This window comes from Mesorhizobium sp. M0771 (genome assembly GCF_040320155.1).
Taxonomy (GTDB): Bacteria; Pseudomonadota; Alphaproteobacteria; order Rhizobiales; family Rhizobiaceae; genus Mesorhizobium.
On record NZ_JAMYPC010000019.1, the window covers coordinates 123,753 to 149,816 of the forward strand.

General features: G+C 58.6%; 15 protein-coding genes, 2 tRNA genes and 1 pseudogene. 9 read left to right on the forward strand and 9 right to left on the reverse strand.

Going from position 1 to position 26,064, the window contains the following annotated elements; all coding sequences use genetic code 11:
* The first annotated feature begins 85 nt into the window (after nt 1-85).
* The 8 genes from NKI05_RS25275 (at nt 86) to NKI05_RS25310 (ending at nt 18,665) form a co-directional block, all read left to right on the forward strand.
* Complete coding sequence (locus NKI05_RS25275) at nt 86-1,249, forward strand: M20 aminoacylase family protein (RefSeq protein WP_023699100.1); 1,164 nt, start codon at nt 86-88, stop codon at nt 1,247-1,249.
* A 106-nt stretch (nt 1,250-1,355) separates the two neighbouring features.
* A tRNA-Arg gene (locus NKI05_RS25280) sits at nt 1,356-1,432 on the forward strand.
* 594 nt (nt 1,433-2,026) lie between these two features.
* Nucleotides 2,027-5,155 carry a helicase-related protein gene (locus NKI05_RS25285; protein WP_352793392.1) on the forward strand — a complete coding sequence of 1,043 codons (3,129 nt, stop codon included), beginning with the start codon at nt 2,027-2,029 and terminating at the stop codon, nt 5,153-5,155.
* 22 nt (nt 5,156-5,177) lie between these two features.
* Nucleotides 5,178-9,164: a type ISP restriction/modification enzyme gene (locus NKI05_RS25290; protein WP_352793394.1), complete on the forward strand. Its 3,987-nt coding sequence runs from the start codon at nt 5,178-5,180 to the stop codon at nt 9,162-9,164.
* Between the two features lie 102 nt (nt 9,165-9,266).
* The gene (locus NKI05_RS25295; protein WP_352793396.1) at nt 9,267-13,025 is read left to right on the forward strand and encodes an ATP-dependent DNA helicase; all 3,759 of its coding nucleotides are present in this window, start codon (nt 9,267-9,269) and stop codon (nt 13,023-13,025) included.
* A 1,475-nt stretch (nt 13,026-14,500) separates the two neighbouring features.
* Entirely contained in the window at nt 14,501-15,979 is a 1,479-nt protein-coding gene (locus NKI05_RS25300; protein WP_352793398.1) for an ABC transporter ATP-binding protein, read from the forward strand.
* Nucleotides 15,980-16,050: 71 nt separating this feature from the next.
* A complete protein-coding gene (locus tag NKI05_RS25305) occupies nt 16,051-17,637 on the forward strand; it encodes a hypothetical protein (protein WP_352793400.1) in 1,587 nt (528 codons plus the stop codon).
* Nucleotides 17,637-18,665, forward strand: a complete 1,029-nt coding sequence (locus NKI05_RS25310; protein ID WP_352793402.1) for a trypsin-like serine peptidase — start codon at nt 17,637-17,639, stop codon at nt 18,663-18,665. The genes NKI05_RS25305 and NKI05_RS25310 overlap by 1 nt, the downstream gene beginning before the upstream one ends.
* A 241-nt stretch (nt 18,666-18,906) precedes the next feature.
* Here NKI05_RS25310 and NKI05_RS25315 read toward each other — a convergent pair whose 3' ends face one another.
* The 6 genes from NKI05_RS25315 to NKI05_RS25340 form a co-directional block, all read right to left on the reverse strand.
* Complete coding sequence (locus tag NKI05_RS25315; protein ID WP_352793404.1) at nt 18,907-19,086, reverse strand: hypothetical protein; 180 nt, start codon at nt 19,084-19,086, stop codon at nt 18,907-18,909.
* Between the two features lie 918 nt (nt 19,087-20,004).
* A complete protein-coding gene (locus NKI05_RS25320; RefSeq protein WP_352793406.1) occupies nt 20,005-21,216 on the reverse strand; it encodes an AAA family ATPase in 1,212 nt (403 codons plus the stop codon).
* Entirely contained in the window at nt 21,213-22,130 is a 918-nt protein-coding gene (locus NKI05_RS25325; RefSeq protein WP_352793408.1) for a toprim domain-containing protein, read from the reverse strand. The genes NKI05_RS25320 and NKI05_RS25325 overlap by 4 nt, the downstream gene beginning before the upstream one ends.
* Nucleotides 22,131-22,134: 4 nt before the next feature.
* Nucleotides 22,135-22,371 carry a helix-turn-helix transcriptional regulator gene (locus NKI05_RS25330; RefSeq protein ID WP_352793410.1) on the reverse strand — a complete coding sequence of 79 codons (237 nt, stop codon included), beginning with the start codon at nt 22,369-22,371 and terminating at the stop codon, nt 22,135-22,137.
* 74 nt (nt 22,372-22,445) lie between these two features.
* Nucleotides 22,446-23,120 (reverse strand): hypothetical protein, encoded by a 675-nt coding sequence (locus tag NKI05_RS25335; RefSeq protein ID WP_352793412.1) that lies wholly within the window; start codon nt 23,118-23,120, stop codon nt 22,446-22,448.
* 153 nt (nt 23,121-23,273) lie between these two features.
* Complete coding sequence (locus NKI05_RS25340) at nt 23,274-24,425, reverse strand: tyrosine-type recombinase/integrase (protein ID WP_352793414.1); 1,152 nt, start codon at nt 24,423-24,425, stop codon at nt 23,274-23,276.
* Between the two features lie 149 nt (nt 24,426-24,574).
* On the opposite strand from NKI05_RS25340, the gene NKI05_RS25345 reads away from it, so the two are divergent.
* A tRNA-Arg gene (locus tag NKI05_RS25345) sits at nt 24,575-24,648 on the forward strand.
* A 277-nt stretch (nt 24,649-24,925) separates the two neighbouring features.
* Here NKI05_RS25345 and NKI05_RS25350 read toward each other — a convergent pair.
* From NKI05_RS25350 to NKI05_RS25360, 3 genes and pseudogenes are all read right to left on the reverse strand, one after another.
* On the reverse strand, nt 24,926-25,336 hold the full coding sequence (locus tag NKI05_RS25350) for a TadE/TadG family type IV pilus assembly protein (protein ID WP_023708223.1): 411 nt from the start codon (nt 25,334-25,336) through the stop codon (nt 24,926-24,928).
* Nucleotides 25,326-25,757 (reverse strand): TadE/TadG family type IV pilus assembly protein, encoded by a 432-nt coding sequence (locus tag NKI05_RS25355; protein WP_352793417.1) that lies wholly within the window; start codon nt 25,755-25,757, stop codon nt 25,326-25,328. Before NKI05_RS25355 ends, NKI05_RS25350 begins: the two co-directional genes overlap by 11 nt.
* A gap of 4 nt (nt 25,758-25,761) precedes the next feature.
* A pseudogene (locus NKI05_RS25360) lies at nt 25,762-26,064 on the reverse strand (pilus assembly protein TadG-related protein); the annotation flags it as partial.

Below are 26,064 nucleotides of genomic sequence, written 5' to 3' on the forward strand. Positions count from 1 at the left end.
AGTGCCAAGATGGCAACAAGCATGGCAATCACAATTGCAATCAAGCAGGCCAGATCGTCTGCTCCAACAGCGAGATGGAACCATTATGCCGATTCTCAACCGCGCCGCCGAGATGCAGGATGAAGTTGCCGGCTGGCGACGCCATCTGCACCAGACGCCAGAACTGAATTTCGATGTCTTCAAGACCGCCGCCTTCGTCACCGAGAAGCTGAAGGAATTCGGCTGCGACGACGTGGTGACGGGCCTCGGCAAGACCGGCGTGGTCGGCATCATCCATGGCCGCAAGGGGCAAGGCGCGACCATCGGCTTGCGCGCCGACATGGACGCGCTGCCTATCAACGAGATCACCGGCAAGCCCTATGCCTCGACCATTCCCGGCAAAATGCATGCCTGCGGCCATGACGGCCATACGGCGATGCTTTTGGGCGCCGCCAAATATCTGACCGAAACGCGCAATTTCGCCGGCTCGGTCGCGGTTATCTTCCAGCCGGCGGAAGAGGGCGGCGGCGGCGGCAACGAGATGGTCAAGGACGGCATGATGGAGCGTTTCGATATTTCGCGAGTCTTTGGCATGCACAACATGCCGGGCCTGCCGGTGGGCCAGTTCGCCATCCGGCCGGGCCCGATCATGGCGGCGACCGCCGAGTTCACCATCACCGTGAAGGGCCGCGGCGGCCATGCGGCGATGCCGCACGGCACGATCGACCCGATCGTCATCACCAGCCAGTTGGTCGGCGCCCTTCAGACGGTCGCTTCGCGCAGCACCGATCCGGTCGAGGCGGTGGTGGTTTCGGTGACGAAGTTCCACGCCGGCGACGCCTACAACGTCATTCCCGAGACCGCCGAGATTGCCGGCACGGTGCGCACACTGAAGAAAGAGATCGCCAAGAAGTCGGAAGAGCGCATCCGCACCATCTGCGAAGGAATAGCCACCGCCTTCGGCGCGACGATCACTGTCGACTATGACGCCAACTATCCCGTGACCTTCAATCATCCGGAAGAAACGGTCTTTGCCGGCGATGTCGCGGCACATGTCGCCGGCGACACCCAGGTCCACCGCGCCATCCAGCCGGTGATGGGCGGCGAAGACTTCTCCTACATGCTGGAAGCCCGCCCTGGCGCCTTCATCTTCATCGGCAATGGCGAGACCGCCGGCCTCCACCATCCGGCCTACGACTTCAACGACGAAGTCATCCCGCACGGCATGAGCTACTGGGTGAAACTGGCCGAAACGGCGCTCGCAGCCTGACATATGCCGCCGAAAGGCCGGCCGATTAGCCTTCGGCCGGCCTTTTCATTGCCTTCGGCGAGCCTCTTGGCGAAACGTTCCGAAGCGGCTATGTGTCGGGCCGCGTGGTCCCGTAGCTCAGTAGGATAGAGCGGCAGATTCCTAATCTGTAGGTCACAGGTTCGATTCCTGTCGGGATCACCAAAGAAATCAGAGGGTTATCAATCACCCGCCTTCGACGGCCGCCGTCTTGGGTTACAAATGGGTGACAACGGTTATCTTGGCATACCTCCTTTCAATCCAATCGGGGTGCCGATGGTCAACCCACCGCCCCGCCACCCCGGAATGAGGAGTGGCCTCTACACGTTTTCCTTACTAATTGCCGCGAAGGGTCGACCAAAAATTTCGCTACAACAGCATAGAGAGACCGACGCGTTGTCGGCCTCTGCCTTATGGAACCTCGTCTGAAATTCGCGTACGGGACCAATTGCACGGACATTTCCAGGCGGACGCCGCCAACTCGATAGAGCGCTGCCCTCCGAAGGCAGAGGTCACAGGTTCGAATCCTGTCGGGGTGCGCCATTTACCTCATGAAATCGTTCATCTTTTTTTGAACCTCTTTTGGTACGGCGAGATGCGGACTTGGCAAGGGTAACACCGGGGTAACACGCCGACTGAAATTCGAACTTAAGAGGCCATCGTTGGGCACTGTCGGCGATGCTAATGCCGCCGCACGCTTGCTACGAGGGGTTGACCAAGTCATAGGTATAGCCGGGACCGAACTCGATAGCGGAAAATATGCCGAAACGATCCAGCCACAAGACTGGCAGCGAGCTATTCATCGTCGACAATAGCGCCGACGAATGGAAGGCGCTTAGATACCTGCGTGACTGGTGCCAGCTCTCCAAGGCAATCGACATTGCCACTGGCTACTTTGAGATCGGCGCACTTCTTGCCCTCGAAGGCGAGTGGCAAAAGGTAGGCAAGATCCGCATCTTAATGGGGGACGACGTTTCCCGGCGCACCAAGAGGGCCTTCGAAGCCGCGCTCCAGGGCATCCAGCAGAAACTCAACCGCAGTGTCGAACGAGAGAAGCTCAAGAACCATTTCCTGACCGGCGTCAAAGCGATTGTTGAGGCGATCGCAACGGGCCAGATCAAGTGTCGGGTCTATCGGAAGGACAAGTTTCACGCCAAGGCCTACATCACCCACGGGACGCTAGAAGTCGTGGGTTCCTCAGCGCTTGTCGGCTCATCAAATCTGACGGTGCCTGGCCTTACCGAGAACATCGAACTGAACGTGCAGATCACCGGCGCACCGGTTGCCGTCCTGCAGGAATGGTTCGAAGAACGGTGGAATGAGGCCGAGGACGTCACGCCAGACATTTTATCGGTGCTCGAACGGCACATTCGGACCTATTCCCCCTTCGACGTCTATACGCGGGCGTTGCAGCAATACTTCGAAGGGCACGAAGAGACCGCCAGCGAGTGGGAGACCAACTCCTCTTCCATCTACCCCGTCCTGGCGAAGTATCAGCGGGATGGGTACGCATCGCTTATCAAGCGAGCGGAAAGATATGGGGGCGCTTTCCTGTGCGACGGCGTGGGTCTCGGCAAGACGTTCGTTGGGCTGATGCTGATCGAGCGGTTCGTAAAGCACCAGCAGCTCAACGTTGCGCTGTTTGTGCCAAAGGCCGCCAAAGGTCCCGTGTGGGAGCGAGAACTCTCAAAGCGGCTACCTGACGTCTTCAAAGGCTTCAGCCACCTCAAGATCTTCAGCCATACCGATCTCATGCGTGAGAAAATGGCAGAGGAGCTCGAGCAGGTCGCTGCTCAGGCCGACGTGATCATTGTCGACGAGGCGCACCATTTCAGGAACACCGGCACCAGGGGCGGAGACGGCGAGGGCAGGCGGTCGCGCTATTGGCGCCTGTATGACATCGCTAAGGGCAAACAGGTCTTTCTGCTGACGGCAACGCCGATCAATAACAGCCTGCTTGACTTTCAGCACATGGTTGAGCTGTTCACTCAGCACAAGACCGACCATTTCGTTGAAGCGCCCTTGGGCATCCATTCGCTCCCGGGGCACATCCGGCAGCTTGAGCGAGCGATAGAAAAAGAGATCTACGGAGCAGCTAGCGAAGAGCAGCTTGAGCTCAACATGGCGGACGCTGCGCCTAAGCTGTTCGCAGACCCGCTGTTCGATGCCCTTGTTGTTCAGCGTAGCCGGAGATACGTCAAAGAAAGCATGGTGCGGGAGGGCACCGGTGAGGTCCTATTCCCTGAACCGCGCAAGCCGAAAGTGGCCGAGTATTCGGTCAAGCAGACTTACGGCAAATTGCTGGACATGGTGTCGACCGCCTTCCAGAAGCAGGCACCGCTTTTCGTCCTTGGGATCTATAACCCTTACGCCTACTACAAAGGTACTGATCCCGAGGTCATCCCAGCCCTGGAGCGCGGACGGCGGCAGCAGGTCGTCGCCCTCATCAGAACAAGCTTTCTGAAGCGGTTCGAAAGCTCTGCCGAGGCATTCAGGAAATCGTGTTGGCGGCTACTACAGAAATTGCTGGCTTGGTCGGAAGTTCACGCAGAGACGGCTCATGAGAAGGCCGCCTTGGAGCGCTGGAAGCGCAAGAACGCAAAGCTGCTCGGCTACGCACCGCAGCTTGACCTCTTGTCGGAGGACCAGGAGGACGACCTGGTTCCACCTGAGCTCATGGACGCTGTCGAGAAGCTTCCGAGAGGTGAATTTGCCGTCGACGAGATCCTTCAGGACACGCTCCAGGACCTCGAACAAATCGCCGATTTCCTCGAAGAGCTTGAAAATTTTAAGCCAAGTCAGGACAAAAAACTCACCGAGTTGATCAAGCTACTCAAGGGCGACCCGGTGGCAAGCAAGCACAAGGTGCTGATCTTCTCTGAATTTGGGGACACCGCCCGCTACCTTTCAGAGCAGCTCAAGCATGCCGGCATTGAAGGCGTTGATCAGATTGATAGCGGTACATCCGGTGACAGGGCACGGGTCATCGAACGCTTCTCGCCCTACTACAACGAGAGTTCAAGCGGAACCTTGGCGAAGGCGGGGCGAGAAGAGATCCGTATCCTCATCTCCACTGACGTGCTGTCGGAAGGACTCAACCTTCAGGATGCAACGCGACTGATCAACTACGATCTGCACTGGAACCCGGTGCGCCTTATGCAGCGCATTGGTCGCGTCGATCGCCGTATGAACGCAGAGATCGAGAGGCGCATCGTTAAAGATCATCCGGACCAAGAGAGGTTGCGGGGCACCGTGGGCTACTGGAACTTCTTGCCGCCAGGCGAGCTGGACGACCTGCTGCGCCTCTACCAAAGGGTCTCGCACAAGACTATCAGGATTTCCAAAACGCTTGGCATCGAGGGGCGCAAGCTTCTTCGGGAGGACGACGATTTCGAAGACCTTAAGAACTTCGATGAACAGCGCGAGGGCACAATCACGGCCGACGAGACGATGCATCTCGAATGGCAGGATCTGTTGCGAGAGCATCCGGGTTTGGTTGAGAGGGTCGTCACCTTTCCCGACGGCATTTTCTCGGGCAAGACGCATCCAAAGCCGGGCATCAAGGCTGTCTTCTTCTGCTACGCGCGGCCCGCGTTCGACAAAGATGCGAGTGAACGGTCAGGCGAGGACGAGTGGACGACCGAGAGCGGCGATGTGAGATGGTACCTCTACAACCTCGCTGCGGATATCGTCAGAGAAGAGGCGTCGGGGATCATCGAACTGATCCGCTCGACGCCTGAAACGTCGAGGGTCGCGAAGATGGAGCAGCCGACTCTGTCCGAAATTCGTACCCTGGTCGAAAAGCACATTACGAAGACATATTTGCGCAAGGTTCAGGCGCCCGTAGGCGTAAAGCCAATACTCAAGGCATGGATGGAGCTGAGCTAGGCTCGGGTTCCTGGGGGGATAGATGAGCGATATTTCTGCTGCGCAGCTTGCGCGGGTGACCAGTTTTCCGAAGTTGATAGTATTGCTGCGTGACAAACTCGATTGGCCGATCGGCGAAGATTATGGCTTCGACGATATCGTCTACGAGTATGAGGCAGATGACCTTGGCCTAAAGGATGCTGAGGTCGCCAAAATTCGCGAGATCCACCAGCTTCGGCCTCTAGTGACCGGTCAGCCCTGGGGCGTATTCTTCATTTCGTTCGAAGACAAGTCGATCTCCGTTACCGTTCTCCGTCGCATTCTGCGAGCGCTGGTCTTCAAGAAGCGCGCCAGTGCCCAGACCCCAAATCGGCAAACCTGGAGCCTGCACGACCTGATCTTCGTGACCAACTTCGGCCCCTCGGGTGAGCGCGAGATCGCTTTCGCGCATTTCTCCGACACAGCGGGGGATCTTCCGGTGCTCAATGTCCTCGGGTGGAACGCCAAGGACACGACGCTGCATAACGACTATGTCGTGCAGGTCCTGAGGGATCGTCTCCGGTGGCCCGAGAACCCAACCGACCGGCAAGCGTGGAAGGAGACTTGGAGCAAGGCCTTTGAACTGCGCTTGGGCGAGGTCGCTCGCACATCGCAAGATCTTGCGATGCAGCTCGCGGCCTTGGCCTCGAACATCCGTGCCAGCGCCAACCAGCTGCTATTAGCCGAAACCGACAAGGGCCCAATGCGCCAACTGCTCGGCGCCTTCCGCAAGAACCTGATCCACGACCTCGACGAAGACGGCTTCGCCGACATGTTCGCCCAAACCATCTCCTACGGTTTGTTGGCGGCGAAGATCTCGCGACCTGGTGCCGATCTGGTGGCGGACAATCTCGCGGATATGATTCCGAAGACAAACCCTTTCCTGAAGGAACTTTTCGCAAATTTCCTGAAGATCGGCGGGCGCGACACGCGTCAGGCCATGGATTTCGACGAACTGGGGGTGCGCAACGTCGTCGACATGCTGAACGCGGCCAACATGGATGCGGTGCTGCGAGACTTCGGTGATCGCAATCCAAAGGAAGACCCGGTCATCCACTTCTACGAACTGTTCCTGAAGGAATACGATCCCAAGAAGCGCATGCAGCGTGGTGTGTTCTACACCCCGCGACCGGTGGTGAATTTCATCGTTCGTGGCGTAGACGAGATCCTGCGGAAAGAGTTCGGGCTACCACTCGGGCTCGCCGACACAACGACCTGGGGGGAGTTGGCAGCGAAAAATGACAAGATCACCGTGCCAAAGCACGTCGATCCTATGCAGCCCTTTGTCCAGATCCTCGATCCTGCCACCGGAACCGGCACCTTCCTGGTTGAGGTGATCGATCTGATCCACGCGCGGATGGAAGAGCACTGGCAAAAGCAGGGCAAGTCGGATGCACAGATCAAAGCCGCTTGGAACGCCTACGTTCCAGCCCATCTGCTGCCCCGGTTGACAGCCTTCGAGTTGATGATGGCACCCTACACCATCGCTCATATGAAGGTGGGGCTGAAGCTGTCGGACACGGGCTACACCTTTGGATCAGACGAGCGCGCTCGCATCTTGCTGACCAATGCACTGGAACCCGCGCGTGATCTGGATATGCAGTTTAGCTTCACGTCACAGGCGCTTGCACACGAGGCCCGAGCTTCCAACAACGCGAAGGCGAATACGCCCTTCACCGTCATTATTGGCAATCCACCTTATGCGGGCCATTCCAAGAACAATGCTGTCCTTGAAATCGTCAAGGCTGTCCATGACTACAAAAAGGACTGGCCGGACCTGCTCAAGCCAGGCCAAGGAAAATGGCTGCAAGACGACTACGTGAAATTCATCAGGCTCGCGCAACTCCATCTCGATCACGCGGGATATGGGGTTTTGGGAGTCATCAGCAACCACTCATTTCTTGACAACCCAACCTTCAAGGGCATGAGGGCGAAACTCAAGGCGGGTTTCCAACAAATTCGAATCCTGGACCTACATGGGAATGTTAAGAAGAAGGAGAGAGCGCCGGATGGTTCTCCCGACGGGGGCGTCTTCGACGAAGTAGCGCAGGGAGTCGCGATTACCGAGGCAATCAAGCTTGGGACGGGAGAACCCGCCACACAGCTTTGGCGGGACGACCTATTCGGTACAGCGGACTCGAAGCTAGATTACCTCATCGATCCAAAGTCGAGAATTGGCGGCAAAACCAAGTCTGAAATTCTCGAACCGGAAAATTTTTTCTTCAAAGTGAATGTGGATCTTAGGTCTGAGTGGCAGCCATTCTGCAGCCTGACCACTTTAATGGGCGAAAATGGCGATCTGGCGCCGGGGATCGTGACCACCCAGGACGAGTTTGCTATATCGTTCACTCCCGAAGAGCAAGCCAGAAAAGTAGAGACCCTACTCGAAACAAAAAATGAAACTGATGCTAGAGTTCATTTCAATTTATGCACGCAGGATCAATGGAGCTATTCTCAAGCGAAAATTCATTTAAAGGACGGTAAATGGCGAAGTCTCATTACGAAAATATTGTACCGGCCGTTCGATTGGCGCTACACTGTTTATAGTCGATACGTGGCCGTACATCTTCGTGATCGAGTAATGTCGCATTTGAGGGACGGCGACAACGTGGCCTTGGTTACCGCTAGGAGCAATCGATCTGACCAAATCAACCACTTTACCGTGGCTAGCTCTATCGTGGAGACGAAGTGCGGTGAGCGGACAATACAATCGACGACCATCCCCCTCTGGCTCAAGGCCTCCGCTGGCGAGCAACACCGTCGCCCAAACATCAACCGACCGTGGGCTGTCGCTTTCGGCGAAACGCTGGAATTGAAGTACGAGGACGGAATCCCTCGCAGTGAGGAGGGTGACATTGGTACGGATTCGTCACGCGGGACATACGAACACCTCAACCAACTAGATTCGCTCAGCGAAGGTCGTGGCGATTTGGCGAGAACGTTCGGCCCGCGTGACATGTTCGACTACGTTTATGCAGTATTGCACAGCCCCACTTATCGCAGCCGGTACACCGAATTTCTCAAGTCCGACTTCCCGCGCATCCCCACACCGAAGACAAAGGCTGCTTTCGCATCGCTAGTAGCCTTTGGCGGCCGACTAGTGAACTTACACCTTCTGCGCCCTGAGGACGCGCCACCCCTGGCAAGTCCCGACATCCGCATTGCGGGTACTGGCGAAGCGAAGGTGGAGAAAGGCTACCCTGAGTATCGGAACGGCCGCGTTATGATTAACGCCAGCCGCTGGTTTGAGGATGTGCCACGCGAAACCTGGGAGTTCCACGTCGGCGGCTATCAGGTCTGCGAGAAGTGGCTCAAAGACCGCGCCGGCAAGGGCGGGAAGAACCCATCGCCGGGGCGCGTGCTGACCGACGATGACATCCTCCACTACCGCCGTGTTGTCACCGCCCTCACAGAAACCCGCCGACTGATGGCGGAAATTGACCAAGTCATCGAGGAGCATGGCGGTTGGCCGGGTGCGTTTATCAACCCACCGCCACCTCCGCCATCGATCGAAGAAATCATCAAGGCCGACGAAAGCCTGGAGCTCGAGTTCAAGGCCACGTTCCAGTGGGACGTGAAAGAGGGAAAGCAGAACAAGGAGCTGCAAAAGAGCACCCTCAAGACCCTTTCCGCGTTCATGAACACAGAGGGCGGCACGCTAGTCATCGGCGTCACTGACGACAAAGAGATTCATGGGCTTGAGGATGACCTGACACTCACGCGGAACAGTCTCGACGTTTTTGAGCAGAACCTCCTTAGCGTCTTTTCAAACACCATCGGTGCCGCGTACGCCCAGCACATTTCGATCCGATTTGCAGACGCATCAGACGGCAAAAAAGTCTGCGTCGTCGTCGCCGCGCCGTCGCCAGAACCCGTGTTTCTAGAGTTTCAAGGCAAGCACGAATTTTTTGTACGCCGAGGGAATGCCTCGATCGCCCTAAACCCGATCGAGCAGCACGTGTACATTCGCCAACGTTTCAAGACGAATTGAGACTGGCTGTAATTCCCAACTGCAACGCGCATCGAGAGGTCAACGGTCGGCCATCGCAAACTCGATGCGCAACAGGTCGGGAAGCGGCCGGGAGGAGCACGAATGATCCAGGGATCGAAGAAACTACCTTCGCAGCACGTAACGATACGTGTGCCGTGGCACGATGGAGGCTGGAACGGCCGCGTATGCACTTCGCCCTCGGCAAACACCTCTTGCCTCGTCTTGACGCGAATCGCTGCCGGGAAGCGCGCTGACCAGGACGATTTCGCCGGTCAGCTATTCGACGAGCTGTCTCCGTCGACCATGCCACCGTGCATTGACGAGCGGGTGAGTTTCATGGCGGACCATGACCTCGTTCTGAAGAAAAAACATCCTTACAAAACGTCCAGCCCAGAGAGCCATGGCCACTTCGGCGAGACCACCCTCCGGCTCGAGGCATACTCGGCCGCCTGCATTCCCTTCGGTTGGATGCTGAAGTCCAGCGTAGAAGGTGATGAGAAGTCCGGCGAAGCTGGAAAGGCGGCCGCGCTGCGCCTTGGCTACGAACCCGAACGCGAGCCCGAACTCTCCTTCAAGACCGGTTGGGTCCAGGACAAGTCTAACCAGCTCATTATGCTGGACACTTTCTTCGGAGCGCTAGAGCCTGAAGCCTCTCTCTGCTTCTTCTATGCGAAGAAGACGCCGCTCTCCGACAGCGCCAGCCGCGTAATTGTCGGAGCGGCGCGCGTGAAGAGCGTAGGCCAGTACACCGAATATTCTTACGACGCGCCGGGAGATCTTAAGGGCGTCCTATGGGAAAGATGTGTTCGGCACAGCCTGCGCCCCGAGGGGACGGACGGGTTCCTGATGCCCTACTACGACGTGCTCGCCGCTGCGGAGGCGGATGCGGGCATCGCAGTTGAGGACTGCGTGGCTTTTGCGCCCGATGACCAGTTTGGGGCTTTCTCTTTTGGATCCGAGCACTTGAGTCATGACGGCGCTATCGCGTCGCTTCTTGCGTGCGCTGGGGCACTGAAGGCGTCGGCGAAGGTGATCGAGACAGACACTTCTGCCGCCCTCGCTTGGATAGATCGCGAAGTCGCCCGTCTCTGGACCGCCAGAGGCATCCATCCGGGTCTCGGAAGCGCGCTGACAGCTTTCGGACTGGAGCATGGGGCGCTGCTCGCCTACGAGATCGTCCGCGCCGGAAGCAAAGAGGGGGAGGTCTTCGGTGCGTTCGGGTTCATCGACGAGTTCGTGGCAGCGCCTAAGTCTTTCCCGGAAGCAGAGGCATTCGGCTTCGGGGCCACATACCGGGACAAGTGGCGAGGTCTGCCGAAGCCTCGCCGGCAGCTGCTCGACCTCGTCGCTCGATGCAGTCTTACCTCTGAACAAGCGATAAGGGCCTACCAGCCGAGTAGGCGCAACTACTCGGAGGAGACCACCGACGCGGAAATCCTGGCGAACCCCTACCTGATGTTCGAGCGTGACGAAGCCGCGTCTCCACGCACGTCATTTGCGACAATCGACCGTGGCGTCTTCCCCGCAGAAGTGGTTCGCACACAGGCTCCCCTGCCTCCCGGCACTGGGATGAGCGACGGCATCGACCGCCGCCGAGTCCGCGGGCTCGTTACTGAACTTCTTGAGCGGGCGGCGCAGCTAGAGGGTCACACTCTATTGCCGCGAAGCTGGATCGTGCGCCGCGCACTGGACTCCGCCCTGGACCCTCGCTGCAGTGTCGACGAGGATGTGCTGGACATGGCATCTGCCCATCTCACGCTTACCCTTGAGGAGGCGAAAACCTCGGGCGGCGAGCCGGCGCTAAAGCTGAGGCGCTACGGTTCTGCCCGCACCGCGATCGTCAACGCAGTTCGCAAGCGAGTTTCAGGCAAACGGCATGCACTCGCCCACAACTGGCGCGCGCTAGTCAACGCCGCGTTGCCCGTTATGGACACAGGACCGGATAGTGATACCGAAGAGCTTGCTCGCCAGGAAAAGACTGCCGCGCTTGAGCAGCTTTCCTCCGGGCGCTTCTCAGTCCTAGTAGGGCCTGCTGGCTCAGGAAAGACCACGCTGCTCAAAGTGATTTGCGATCTACCCGAAATCGCTGCTGGCGGCGTTCTGCTGCTTGCCCCGACAGGCAAGGCACGTGTTCGCCTTGAAGAGGCGACAGATCGGCTGGGTGAGGGCATGACCCTTGCCCAGTTCTTGCAGCGACATCAACGTTATGACGGGTCGAGCGGGCGCTACTTCCGCAATCCTGATGCGCCGCGCGAGAAGGGTTACCGCTCCGTCGTTGTCGATGAGTGCTCAATGCTCACCGAGGACCAGCTTTCGGCACTTGTCGACGCGATTGAGGGCGTCGATAGGCTTATTCTGGTTGGCGATCCCCGCCAGCTCCCCCCAATCGGCGCGGGGAGACCATTCGTCGACATTTGCAGGTACCTCAAGCCCGAGGACGCCAAAGCCGTATTCCCTAGGGTAGCCTCCGGATATGCCGAGCTGACGATCATAGGACGGCAGCGTGGTCTTGATAGAGGTGACATACTGCTGGCCAGACAGTTCAGCGGTGAACCTCTAGATGCCGGCGCTGACGAGGTTTGGGATGCCTTGCAACTTGGAACTTTGTCGCACGTCCAAAGTGCCCGATGGCGTCTACCTAGTGACCTGGAGCCCATCCTCACCGAGCAACTTGTGCGAGGGCTGACCCTAGCCGACGGAGCAGACCAAGTAGGTTTTGAGCGAAGCGTTGGTGGCAGCGAATGGGAAGGCCACATGTTGTTCTGGGCGCGCCGACCTAGCGAGACTACAGGCGGCGCAGCGGCGAGTTCGCACGACTGGCAGATACTGTCCCCGGTTCGTGCCGGCTTGTCAGGCGTGGAGGCGATCAACCTTGCGGTACAGCACCGCTTCCGCAGCAAGGTGCGCGATCGGGCGATGACCAAGCACGCAAAGTTTCCAAAGCCAGCGGGGCCGCAGGGAGTGCTGTGGGGCGACAAGGTAATCAACCTGCGCAACAATGGGCGTCGGCGAACCTATCCGCCGCAGCCGTCGTCCTATATCGCAAACGGTGACATCGGAGTGGTCGTTGGGGGCTACAAGACTGCCAAGATGAAGTTCCGACCGAAGGATCTTGAGGTCGAATTCGCTAGCCAACCAGGAATAAAATTCACCTACTACGCAGGCGAGTTTTCTGGCGAAGAAGGATCGCCGGATCTAGAGCTTGCTTACGCGCTAACGGTGCACAAAACCCAAGGAAGCCAGTTCGGTCGTTCCTTCCTGGTTTTACCGCGCAACTGCCGCCCGCTTTCGCGCGAACTGCTATATACGGCTATAACCCGCCATCGGGACGAATTAGTTATCCTCCATGAAGACGAACTTGGTGCGTTACGTCGGTATGCCGATCCGTCTGCATCCGAAATCGCGAGACGAATGACTGACCTTTTCACGGCTCCCGGTCCGGTTGAGGTACAAACGATCACTGGACCGCGTTTCCTAGACCAGCACCTCCTGCACCGCACGAGCCGAGGTGAGTTCGTCAGGTCTAAATCCGAACTTGCGATCGCCGAGAAGCTGCACGGCATGGGCATTGCCTATGTCTATGAGCAGCCCGTACTTTTGGGCGGCAAGACCCGGTGGCCCGACTTTACGATCGCTGACGACGCATCCGGTGTCACCTACTACTGGGAGCACTTGGGTATGTTGTCGGACCCGCAATATGCAAGTCGTTGGCAGACCAAGCGAGCCGCGTATCTCGCAACGGGCGTAAGGCCGATTGATGAGCATGCAGGCGGGGATGCATTGATCGAGACACGAGAGTCTGCCGGCGAAGGGCTTGATATGCTCGAGGTGGAGCGGCTCGCCAAACTCATCCTAGGCTAGTCGGCAACGCGGATTCAGTCGCGCAAGGCAAACCACAAGAGCAAGCCTGAGAAAATGCGTTCATATATGTGCGCTGCATCCCTTAGCCCATGACTCACGACGTAAGGGTTGCCGTGGATTCTAGACGCGTAAATGACGGTCGGTGTTACCCTTACAAGGCCTGCAATCTACACATGCGTCGTTAACGCAGAATAGTCATGATTTTCAGATTCTTGGCTCTGCGTAACGACGTGCATGCTCTCGTCACCGCTGCCTTCGGCGGGCAGATGTCGTCGTTTTTGACGCCCACCTGCTCAGCCGGAGAGTATTTTGAAACGTCTGATTTGGGTCGGAAGCTGAAAGTCCGCTTTCGCGACGATTGGCCTATATAGCTGACCCTTCGCAGCAACCGCACGCCTCGCATGCGGCTTGCGCTCATGCCTGCTGCAGTCTAGCTCGTAATGGGTCTCCCTGCTGCCAGTTAGCCTAACGTCTCATTCAAGCCGATATGCTCGCCAAATTCGCCGAAGACCCCAACTTTCAGTATCTACTTCCCGCCAAGCCACCTCTTCTCAGAGGGCCAAGCTAAGACAGCGAGAAGAAGACAGGGTTCAACCGCGGCACCGAATCAGCGACGTTTATCGGAGCAGCGATTGCTGGTGCCCCGAAATGCAGCCTCTGCGGAGCCATGGCAACGTGTTCGCGAGGTGGCGGCAACGAATTTGCAAACGCGCAGATAACCCATCCGGTCTGAGATTCGATGAAAAACTGATCGCCATTCCACCCGGCCACTGTTCACCGCAGCCGCCCGTGAGAGCCGATGGCAGCCAAGGTATTTAGCCTTGCGCACGTTTGCCTAGGCGAAATAGCGGGCTGCCTTGGGCTCGAAATGGGGATGGCTCCGTCCAGCCAAGCCGCAGTCAGTTACTAGGAAGGTCTTGCGCCGCATCTCTGCCGACCAAGTCAAGCAGGGCGTCAGCCGCAGGGCTAGGCACCTGCCGGGAACCCAGACGCTCCACTGCCCAGCAAACGTGAAAAGCACTCTGGAGGCTACGGCCTCATTCTCATTGAAGATGGAAAGCTGCGAGCTCGGGGATTGTGACGTCTACTATTAGGAACCTGCAGAACAATCAGCAATGTTCGATATGAAGGTGCAAAGCTGCCGTTGGCATCGGGGTTGGAGGCGGTTGTCGTCGGTGGGCCCGGAGGACGTGTTCACACTTGATTTTATTCGCTTTTTGGCAGCTGCTACTCCAGGTCACTCGGAAGAGCCGCAGTCAGCAGCGACGGTTGCAGCTATCGGTTGCCGTTAAACAGTCGAATTCTCGGCTTGTTCTTTTCAACTGCGGCCGATCATGCTTGAATAAAGAAAAGCTTGGGGAGGCATTCTTGACAGAGAACGGAAAGACACTTGCAAGACCACCGCGGCTCGCGGCTATGCCGGCGCGCCCGGGTACCGAGAAGCCCGCTGCCGGCCCACAGGAACCGTCGACCTGATGTCGTTGGCCAGGGCAGCGGTCGATGTCGACGGTGAGCCGCTCTCGGCCGTCGACCGCGAAGAAATCCGGCATCGCGTCGAGGAGATCGGCAACTTTGTGAGCGCGGGCGATCCGGAGCGAGCGCGCAAGATCTTGCTCGACCTGGTGCGCAACTACCGCACCCTCCTGCCGGCTCAAACCTACAGCGCGGTCATGACAAAGTCGGGCGAGATCGCCGAGGCCAACCGCGAGGTCGAGGCTGGTTTTGGTGACCGCGAGCTGCTTGGCAGGTTGCGCTATCAGATGGTGAGCATGGCCGAAAGGATTCTTGATGCCGTCGACCAGAAAGCCGCTGCGGCACCGCTGCGCGACGCAGTCGCCATCGTCACGGGCAAGCCGGCCGGCGATCCGCCAAGCGGACTGATCATTTCGTTTCCGGAGCGGATACCCGATTGGCCAGTTGAAGACGTCGAGCCGCCACCCGGCCAGCCGGCTCAAGCGGTCGAGCCGCCACCCGAGGCTCCCGAAGCGCGCCAAGATAAGAGAAGCCGTGCGCCACCGATCCTTGTTGTCGAGGGCGTCTCAAAGAGCTACGGCGCCAAGGATTTCTCGTTGAATGAGGTTTCCTTCTCGCTTCGCGTCGGCGAGATAACGGCGGTGGTCGGCCGCAACGGCTCCGGCAAGTCGACACTGATGAGCATCGTGCTTGGCATGCTCGACCCCGATTCGGGCCGGCTCGACTATCCTCTGCACCGCGGCGACCCGAGCCAGCTTACCTTTGGCTACGTCCGGCAGCGCCCGCCGGCCTGGCGCGGCCCGCTGCGCGAGAACCTCGAATTCATAGCTGCGGCGCATGGGATCAGGGGCAGGAGGAATGTCGATCGGATCGATTGGCTGCTCGACCGCTTCGACCTTGCCGGCAAGGAGAACCGCTACTGGAGAGAGCTATCGGGCGGCTACCAGCTGAGATACGAGCTTGCCAAGGCGCTCGTGCACGAGCCGCAGCTTGTCGTGCTGGACGAGCCGCTCGCGCATCTCGACCTGCTGTCACAGGAGCAGCTGCTGTGGGACCTTAAGACGCTGGCCACCTCCAAGCAGTCCTCCGCCGTGCTGATCACCTCCCAGCACCTGTTCGAGATGGAGCAGATCGCGGACCAGCTCATCGTGCTGCAGGAAGGGCAGGCCACCTTTATCGGCGAAACCAAGGATGTGAACCGGGAGCGCAGCTATAGCCGCTTCGAGGTCGCCACTGAGGTCGGCCGGCCGCGGCTGGCCGCCTTGCTCGGCGACATGGCGGTCCGAATAGTCGAGACCAACGGCATTTTCCAGATCGACACCGCGGTGACCATCGGCTCCGCCCGGCTGCTCGCTGTCCTGGAGCCGATCGGCATCACTTACTTCCGCGACATCAGCACCTCGACGAAGAGCATGATGATCGATCGCGCCAAGTCCGTGCCGACACGCGTCGAAGCCCCCGCCGCCGGGGACGGGCCGTGACCTCCCGCGCTGCGGACCCTCTAGGGCGGCTGCGGCGGTACCTCGCGCGCAACCATCCCAGGCTTTGGCTGATGCGCGTCCATGTCATCGCCTTTGCCGTGCCGGCGATCGCGCTTGTCGCCGCACTCGCCGGCATGTCGCTGCAGGTCACGCCGCACTTGATCGGCGATATCGCGACCTGGTACCAGATACTGTTCGCAGGCGCAGCCACCACCGCCATCTATTGGCTGGTGAACTACATGCTGGCTGTCGACCCCGCGCAGTTGCCGCGCCGTATCGGCGAGCCGCTGGTGGTTGTTGTCATCGCCGCAATGACGATCATCCTGGCACCGACATACATCTTCCTGGGGATCGTCGACCATCGCATCGTTCGGCAGTTCCCGGACGTCGTCTCGGAAGCTAGGAATGCGCGTTTCCTCGCTGCGGTCGAGAACAACGCCGACGACGTTGAGTATGACGTTGAGTATAAGGACGGGCCAAACCAGCGGATCACCGCCAAGCGGGCATTGGCGTGCCGGATCGGCTCGGATCTCCTCAGCGAGACCCTGGCGACGAAAGCCATCAGCCTCGGCGTCGGCGTCCCGGTTGTCGATCCGACTAACGGTTCGCTCACCAGCTATTCAGGAACGGCGGTTGCGACCGGCGGACAGTCGCCGCCGATGCTAAGACATGTTGCCGTGTGGAACCTGCTTGAGAAATACGAAGCGAGACTGAGCTACAGCTACATCGTGCGCAGTGCCGAAGTTTATCCGGAAGGGGTGCCGATCGAAATCCACGCGAATTGCGAGGCCTTGGACGACGCCTTCGTCGATTCCGTCATCGAGGACGCCAAGAAGGCGTTTGCAGGGCTGATGGAAGCGTACGGCACGCCGGGCGCCGGCCTCGACCTTGAGCGACTCACCGAAACCGTGTTTGTGTCGTCGTGCGCCTCTGGCGATGTCGAGACGGCCGCCTGCAAGGAAACGCAGGCCCGGCTTGCTGCAGCCAAAAACGCGATCGGTGTAACGCGCATTAAAACTAATCTCGCGGCGATCGAGCGCGCGCATGGCGTGCAGGTCAAATTCATGGCGCGCTCGTTTGCGGTCATGCGGCCCGGAGAGGCGACCTACTTTCCGGCCCCGGGCACCTTGGCGGCGTTAGAGACGCCTAAGACCGATGTGGAAGCCTGGGTGTTCAGCGTCCTGTTCGTCGTCGGCTGGTGCGCCATCGTCACGAAATCGATCCGCTTCGCCAAGGAACGCTCTTCAGACCTGACGCTCGCGGCCATCGTCTTCGTCTTCGGCGTGCTGATTATTTATCTGCTCGGAACAGGATGGCTAACGATGGCGATCAACTACGTATTCGGCACGGAGAGCGAAGGCGTCGACTTCGATATCAGCTACCTGTATCTTGGATATTCGCTCCTGACATTGCTATACTGCATTGCCGCCATGGCTTTTCGGACGAATTTTCCATTCTGCCGCTATATCAGTAATCTCAATTTGTTCTACGTAGTGGTCATGAGCTTCGTGGCGCCATTCCTGATAGCGGAATACATCAGGAACCTTGGCGCTACTGTCCGGGTCGTCGTCATGATGGCACTCTACCTACTTTGGTTCGGAGTCATCTACGAGACCTATTACTGGGTTGCGCTGCGTCTGAAGGGGAGATCGGGCTGATGGCCGGCATCATTGAAGGAGGCTCTGCGGGCAAAAGCTCACTGGACGAGATCGGGTCATTGGCGGAGACCGGCCAGCTCGATCGCGCGCTGCTTAAGTTCTATGACCTGATGACCGGATTGCGCGGGCAGGTGCCAAGCCAGGACATCACGGTCGTGGCTATACAGCGTGGGCAGCTTAAAGAGATCCAGCGCCAGACCGCCGCCGGCATTCTGTCACGTGACGAAACCGCGCAGGCCCTAGCGAAGCTCACGTATCAGATGCTCGGTCATTTGCACATGGTCGCCGATGCGGTGCTGCAGGCCGGTGCGCCGCACCAGCCGACGCTGGCCCGTGGCGAGGCCCCTGCCCCCAACCCGCCGCCGCCCAAGCTGGAAGCGCTGGTCAACGACTGTCTCATCAATATCGCCTGGCTGGAGCAAGGGGTTGCGGTGTCGCGCGCCGTCTGCAAGGTCGGCTCAGCGTTCAACGCCGGCACCGGCTTCGTCATCGCCGGCGGCCTTTTGGTCACCAACAACCACGTACTGCCGACAAAGGAGGCGGCGCGAGGCGCGGTTGCTATCTTCAACTTCCAGGACGGGCTGGACGGCACGCCCAAACCTACGACCGTCTACCGGCTGATTGCCGAGAGCTTCGTCACCGATGCCGCGCTCGACTGCTCGATAGTGAGGATCGGCGATGCCGTCGCTGGCGAGCCCGTGGCGAAATGGGGGACAATCGGGCTGGAACTGACGACGCTACCGCAGCCCGACGACCCGGTGTCCATCATTCAGCACCCGCTCGGCGCGCCAAAGCGCATCGGCATGCTCAAGAGCGTCGTGGCGAAGCGGGACGCGCCCTATTTCTTTTACACGACCGACACGCGTGAGGGCTCCAGCGGTTCGCCGGTGCTGGACATCAGGTGGCGGGTGGTCGGACTGCACCGCGCCGCCGGCGAGAAAGCAAACGGCGCCTATGTCAGCAACCAGGGCGTGCTGATGCAGGCGATCGCCGCACACAGAACTTTCAGCCCGATCCTGCAGGCTTAGCCCGCAGCTTTGCCATGAGATCGGCTTCGTCTTCATAGTTTGCGATTTGCCCTGCGGTCATCGGCAATGTTTTTGTCTGGCGCGACACCGATCATCTGACCGCCACGTATTCGCGCTCAATGGCCGACATTTTCGGCAAGCGCATCGACGCGGCAATCAATTAGCTGAAGGGCGGCCGGCGCTCATTGGTCGAGTCTCTAGCGGCTCGTGGTCGGGTTGTTCGTGCCACCGACTTAGCCTCTTACAGGCGAACGAACTTGTCGAGATGCAGGCGTATCCGTTGGCCTTCCGCAAAGGATTCAAGCACGAATGATCGGGTGATTTCCTGGTCTTCCTCGGCCACACGAACGGACCATTCACCGCAGGCTTCGACCACTTCAATACGCGGCAACGCTTTGCGGATTTCAACCACGTTATCCATCACAGCCTCCCTACAAAAAGCAATGGCAACGTTGAGTTATATACGCCCGCCGAAAGCGGGTCTTCAATAACAAAGATGGTCCGGATTCATACCGTTGGGGTCAGCGGATCGCGGCTGGGTCACTCAGTGCCGCGACGGTGATGGCCGATGGATGTGCTCGAAGAGGAGATGGCCGATCTCCTGCATTGCCGTCACGTCCGGGTAAGCCGCTAGGACGGAGCCTTCACCACCCACGCTCCCAAGCACTGGAATCAAGACGAAGCTGTCGTCCCGAAACTGGCATTCCGTGGTGATGGTGAAATCATAGTCGGGATAGCCTATGCGGGCACTTCCGTCTCGCGGGGTTCACTCTCGGCATGGCTCACGTGAAAACCAACCAGACCGACAGCTTTCCGAGTGGACTAAGTATCGCCCAACGACCGCAATTAGGCGCAAAGCTGAGTTCGATTCGCGAGGCGGTCTTTTCCACTGCAGAGGGCATATCCACGGGTTACGGAGGGAGTATCTAGGTGAATAGTCCGATGCGTCTCAATCGACGCTCTTGCCATCTAAGACACCTGCAACATCTGGTGAGGTGACGACTCGCAAAGCGATGCCGAGTAAAACTGCAAAAACAAAGGGTTGTCGCGCGGCTACACTCCAAAATGCATGACAAGGCTTTGCCATTATACGGCTTTGCCGATTGTAGCCTGATTTACATAGAAGACCCAAAGGGCTGGCGTGCCACGGAACGCATCAGTCGATACAAGCCACCCACGACGGAACAGGTCAAAGAATCTCGGATTTTTGCACCTTGCAAAGAACAGCGGCCTGAACCCGCAGGCTGGGACGATGTCGGACGTCCTCGAAGAATCAATCCTCGAATCTCTTCCTTGCAAGGAAAACCCTTCGTGGACGGATGGACGGACAGGACCACCCCTAAAGGGGTGTGTCCTGTCCATCCATCTCCGTCCTTTCGAACAGGGGGAAGTTTTCGGCGCCTTGGTCAATGGAACCCAGAACGGCCACCAGGATGTATCCTTGTGCGTCATGCGAGACTTCGCCGGCACTGGCTAGCCTTTTGATGCTTCGATTGAAGCGGTTCCTCCGGGCATCGGGCTGCACGTCCTTCCACAACTCAGCGACCGCCCTTTTCCTTGCATCGGACAACAAGATCAGAAAAGGCGTATCGTCGCCATTTGACTGCTGTGCATAGCGTGCATCGGCAGGAATCATGCGGTCGAGCATCCTGAGGACGGCGCCGTCATCAGGATTAGGCCGGGCTCCACTGGTATCCGCTTGAGTCCCGATGTCCGAGATCAACTCAGGCACAGCGGACGTTTCCTTTGTCTTGTCGTCAACCTTGACGTCGACCGGCTTGAGCCGAAACGTCAGGCTCTGACCAGTCTCGCCGTCACGTTGCTTCTTAACTGTCAGCGTGTTCCGAGCCCCGTCGCGCTTGATCAGCAGGCTCGTATCAAGGCCAGCAAGCAAAGCACTGTTGCCCCGTGCCTCATCGCTGGACTTGCCGGTATGGTGCACGAGGATCACTGCCGCACCCGTCTCCTTTGAAATGCGCTGGCAAGCATCCACCACGGTGGACATCGTTGCCGCAGCGTTTTCATCTAGACCCGGTATCGCCCGACTCAGCGTGTCAATTCCGACGGCGAGCGGGGGGTTATTCGTCTTCTTCTGGTGTTCCTTCAGCGTTTCAATCAACCGCGCAACATGACGGGGATCGGAAAAATTGAAGTCGCAGTCTACTTCAATGCAGTTGTCGACAGCGCTGCCTTGGTCCTGCATCCATGCCTTGACCCTCAGAGAACGCAAAGACCTGCCTTCTGAGCCAACATAAAAGGTAGATCCCTGCATGGTCGTCCGACCAAGCCAACCAGTGCCGGTGGCAATCGAGGCCAGCAAGGAGAGCAGGAGAAAGGATTTTCCCGCCCCCGGGGCGCCGTACATCAGTACCAAAGAGCCTTCATCGATCAGGCCTTCGACAAGGTAGGTGCGCTTGCCAAGCGCATTCGAGGAGCCAATGGGGCGAGTAGGGAACGGTTCGGTGCGCCTTGCGGCTTTGGCACCGGCCTCAGTTGACGCGTCCGTCGGGTTGAAAGGCGGCGCAGTTTTCGGATCAGGAATGGCGCTCATTTCGCGAGGCCCCTGATGACGTCGTTCCAGTCCGCACCGACGTCTCGGGGCGCATTGATCCGCGTAACGTGGCCAGCGATGTGCCAACGTGTGGCAAGTGCGTTCGCTGCCTTAAGACCAAGCTGATGCTTATCGTTGTCAGCCCAGATGTTGAGGTCGCCGACCGTCGCAACCGGCGGCAGTTTCGCCATGTTGCCTTTCCCGAGCGTAGCCCAGACCGGCCCGCGCCCGCCGGCGATTACCGAGAGGGCAGTCTCGATCCCTTCCGCAACTCCGAGCGACCCGCCAACCTCCACACCGGGCACAAGACGGACAACCCCGCCGTCAAGCTTGTGCCCGAGCATATTGCCCTCCACGAGCTTCGTGACAGTGCCCGGATCGAGGCGGAGAAAATGCAGCGTCATACGCGCCCCGGACAGGAAATCCGTTACGAGGGCGACAACGGCAGGCGGATGCGCATCGGTTGCAGCGAGAAAGCGCAGATGGGCTGCATCCTGCACGAAACAGTGGCGCTTGCGGAGGTAGCCTTCGCCAATTGTCCCCGTCAAAGGGACGCTCCTATCCCATACCGCCTGGGCTTTGTCCGACCAGATCTGTTGTTCGGCAACGCCGTTCGCCTCGGCAGCCGCGAGGCTATGGGCAAGGCGAGGATTTGAGCCGCCAAACCCAAGAAGCCAGTGAATGGCGTCTGCGGGTGACCAACCCGTTTCGCGCACGACCAGATCGACGAGATCGCCGTGTTCGCCGGTCGAGAAATCATGGAAGCGTCCGCGACGCGAACCGGAAATGCTCACTGACAAGCCGATCTTGCTCCCCCAACGCAGCTCTCTCGGTCCCTCATAATCCGGCTTGCCGAGAAGGCTGATTGCGACCTCCCGCGCAATCGGGGCGAAGGTACGGGTGAGTTCGCCCATCGGACTAACCTGCCGACTTCAGCGAGCTATCGCGAACGGCTTTGGCGCCAGACGCATTCCTGCGCCCATCGAGCCATTCCTCAATGTCGGAATCAAACCACCCGATACGACGCATGCCGATGCGGATCCGGGACGGGAACTGCCCGGCCCTTTCAAGCCGGAAAATCTGGGAGCGCGAGAGCGGAATAAGTTCCCTAACGCCTGCAAGAGAGAGAATGCGGGTACCTTTGACCGAGCCCATATGAGCCTCCGTGGTTAAACACGGACTAGCCATTGGCACTGGTAACGGGTGATGCGCGAACACTTACCGGTGCATCACCGTGATCGAGGACCTGCTGTCTTGTTGAGGGATTTTGCGAGAGCCTGGACTTCGCTATCAGCCTTCCATCGGAGCGCCGTGCTCTGATTGACTCCAGCGACGGAAGCCAGCTTTCGCGTGCTGATTGATGGATTTCGCGCAATTGCGACGATAGCCAGGGCTTTCTGCGTTTCCATATCCACCCCTGCGACGGGGTTAGCGATTTTTGGGTCGATCCGCATTTGCAGAAGCGAGAGCAGGCCATCCGGGATGTCGAGCGACAAGCGGCGAGCCTGTTCGACCAGTTCAAGGACAATATCGTTGATCACACTGTCAGCTAACAACTGACCGGAGCGAACGCTTGCCTCAGGTAGCCTACGTGATAACGCGACATCCGCTGATACGGCAGCAATCAACTGAAGCGAGATTTCATCGATAATCTCTTCCACAGACCTCCTGCCAACTTCTAACGTGTCTACGTCAATGGGCGTTGACATCAAAACTTCGAAGAGGCGATCAACGCTAATTCCGTGGCCCTGCAAATCGGTTGCGTGTTGACGAATGGTGCTCATCCGATCTCTGATCACCATGAGACGCGAAAAGCCGGGCTCTGCTGCCCGCAACCGCAGGTACTCAGCCGGAGTAAGGCGTTCTTTTTCTCGAAGCGAAACGGGTGTCGCACGCTTCATCATGGATAGCTCCTGTCGGAGCGCATCACTGGTTGTCTGGCCCGGCCCGTCTTTTCCAGGAGTGGCACTTCACGCGAGACATCGTGTATGTGAGCGAAGACGCTTCCGGCGACGTATCCGACTGTCATATTTTGGTCTTCACGATCGTGGCATCGCTTAAGCAGCCAGTCCTTCGACGAATCTCCCCCAATTCGTCAAGGCTGCCTTGCGTTGTTCGAGATAGGCTGCTCGCTGGTAGACTGCGGCCACACCCCTCACTACGCCGGAGCGATGATTGAGGATCTTGTCCATGACGACCGGATCGATCCCAAGATCACCGGTCCCGATGGTCGCAAAAGTCCTGCGAAGATCATGAATCGTCCAACCACTCACGCCGCTCCTGGCGTCAATAACGGCCTTGACCTTCGAGAAGCCAGAGATTGGCGTCGTCAGCGTGGTGGTGAATACGAAGGTGCAGTCTTCAAATCGAGGCAACGCAGACAGAGCGGTCACTGCCACCGCCGAGAGGTGCACCATGTGGGCACTGCCGTTCTTGGCTCTCGACGCGGGGATATTCCACTCTGCCTTTTCAATGTCGATCTCGTGCCACGAAGCGTTGGCAACCTCGCTGAGACGCTGCCCGGTCAGGATCAAGACACGGAAGAACGCGCCAAAGGGAGAACCGAGCGCAAAGGTGGCATTCCAGACAGCCTTCAATTCGGCAATCGAAAGCGTGCGGTCTCGACTCCTCTCAGCAGTGGGCGGCTTAATGCCAGCAACTGGCGATACAGAAATAATATCACGTTCAATGGCCCAGTTAAACAGCCTCCGCAGATAGGCAAGCATCCGGTTGGCGTGCACCGGAGCGCCACGGTCGACGATGCCATCAAGCAACGACCGGATATCGGCACGGCTGATAGTGTCCATCGGGATATGGCCGAAAGCTGGAACTGCATCAAACCTTAAGGCGCGTCGCTTCTCTTCCACGCCCCGTTTGCCATGCTGCTCACGCGTGAACCATTCGTCCATGACAATCTCGAACGTAGGCACTACCTTCCGAAGGGGGGCTTTACCCTCCGCGATGTTTCCCAGAATATCGGCAGCCTTCATTCGAGCAGCGGACAGCGTGACCTCTGGATAGCGACCAACGGAAAGGCGCTTCATAGCGCCATCCACACGCCGCATCACGAACCACGATTTGAGGCCCGAGGGGGCAACTCGGAGACCAAGGCCACGTTGGATCGCATCGAAGTAGTCTACACGGACCTTGGCGACCTTGAGGCTCCGGATAGCGGTATCAGTCAGGGCTTTGTCGGAGAGCTTCGGCATGGGTATGTGTGCTCCATCTAAGACCAACGGGTTACATAGCGGGTTACAAAAATGGTGGCACGCCTTGAAACAAGTTGCAATATCTAGAGACAGAAACTGTATAACCGACTAGTTTTTCAAGAAGATTTGGCCTTTGAGTGACATGCCATGAAACCCAATGGAGTTACAGAGCGGCAGATTCCTAATCTGTAGGTCACAGGTTCGATTCCTGTCGGGATCACCAGCAAGATCAAAGGCTTGGTGACTGAGATAGCCTGTCGGCATGTTGCAGCACTGATGGACTGGTTTTCGGTGATTTTCACGGACGCGACCAAGCAAGCAGCCTGACTTTAGTTCCATAGAAAAGTCCATCCCTGAGGTCTCAGGAGCGAGCTTTAAGCATCTACAGCCGCGAAGAGAATCGACCTCTTGCAAGTACAATTCCAGATCGAGCGATGGTTCCCAGTCGATCCGTTACGGTCTGAGTTCGGCGCCGCCAACTCAACCAAGCCGGCCGTATCCTAGCTGGCAACCAGGGGCACCGTGACGGTCGTGGCGTAATTTATCGGATACTGGTCGAAATACGGGAAAGCGATGACGAAGGCATAGCTGGCGGTCAGATGCGCCATCTTGAAACCGCCGCTGGCAGGGTCAGTCGCGATCGTCACAATGACGTTCTTCAGACCCAGGTTCACCAATTTCTGCGTGGCGATAGCCTGGATGTCGCTCTGCGAAAGCGTGTTGTTCAGCTGCAGCGCCCGGGAAGAGGTTTCCAGTGTATAGCGGACGGTCGACACGGCATTCATGGCCCAGCCGAAGGCGAAGATTCCGAACAAAAGCATCACCAGGAAAGGCGCGATCAAGGCGAATTCCAGCCCGGCTGCGCCGGAGCAGTCACGGCGCCACCTGGATCCGATCCTTTCAGCGGACACGGATAACCTGCTGATGACTGATCGCGCGCGGGTCCGGGAAGACACCGAAGTTAAACGGGGGCACCCAGGTGCCCGTCGCCGTTATCTGGACGAAGATTTTCTTTCCGCCGCAGATGGTGGTCTCATCCACGACCGTGGCGCCGCACAAATAGGAGCGGACCAGCACGACCGCGGCGTCCTCGGGCTTGTCGTTCCAGCTCGAAAGCGCGACCGCCTGCGTCCCGGTGTCATTGGACGCGCCGGCCATCACGAGATTGGCCGCGGTTTTGACGCCCGCGCGCATCTGCAGGTAACTCGTCACGTAGGACCAGCCATCGGCGATGCCGAGGCAGACCAAGCACAGGAGGGGCAGCAACATGGCAAACTCCACGGCGGCTATCCCGGATTTGTCCCGGACAATGCGCAAGGTCCGCCCACCCATCCGGCTACTCGACGAGCTGAACGGACTGCGTCGCCGGAATGTCTTCCATCCCTAGACTGGTGCAGTTCTGCTTGATCGTCGTACTGCCTGACCACTGGATGGTGTCGGCGACGACCTGAGTGCAGCCACCGTTCCCCGAGAAGTTGCCAAGATAGTTGACCTGCTGCCTGGGAAAATAGATGGCGCCGGTCAAAAGCGAGTCCGCTGTGCCGTTGAAGGTGCTCTGCGCCGCAGTCCCGGTCCTGTCGCCGTAGAACAGCACGCCGGAATAGGCTCCGGAGGTAGGCGCGCTCAGCGTCACCTTGGC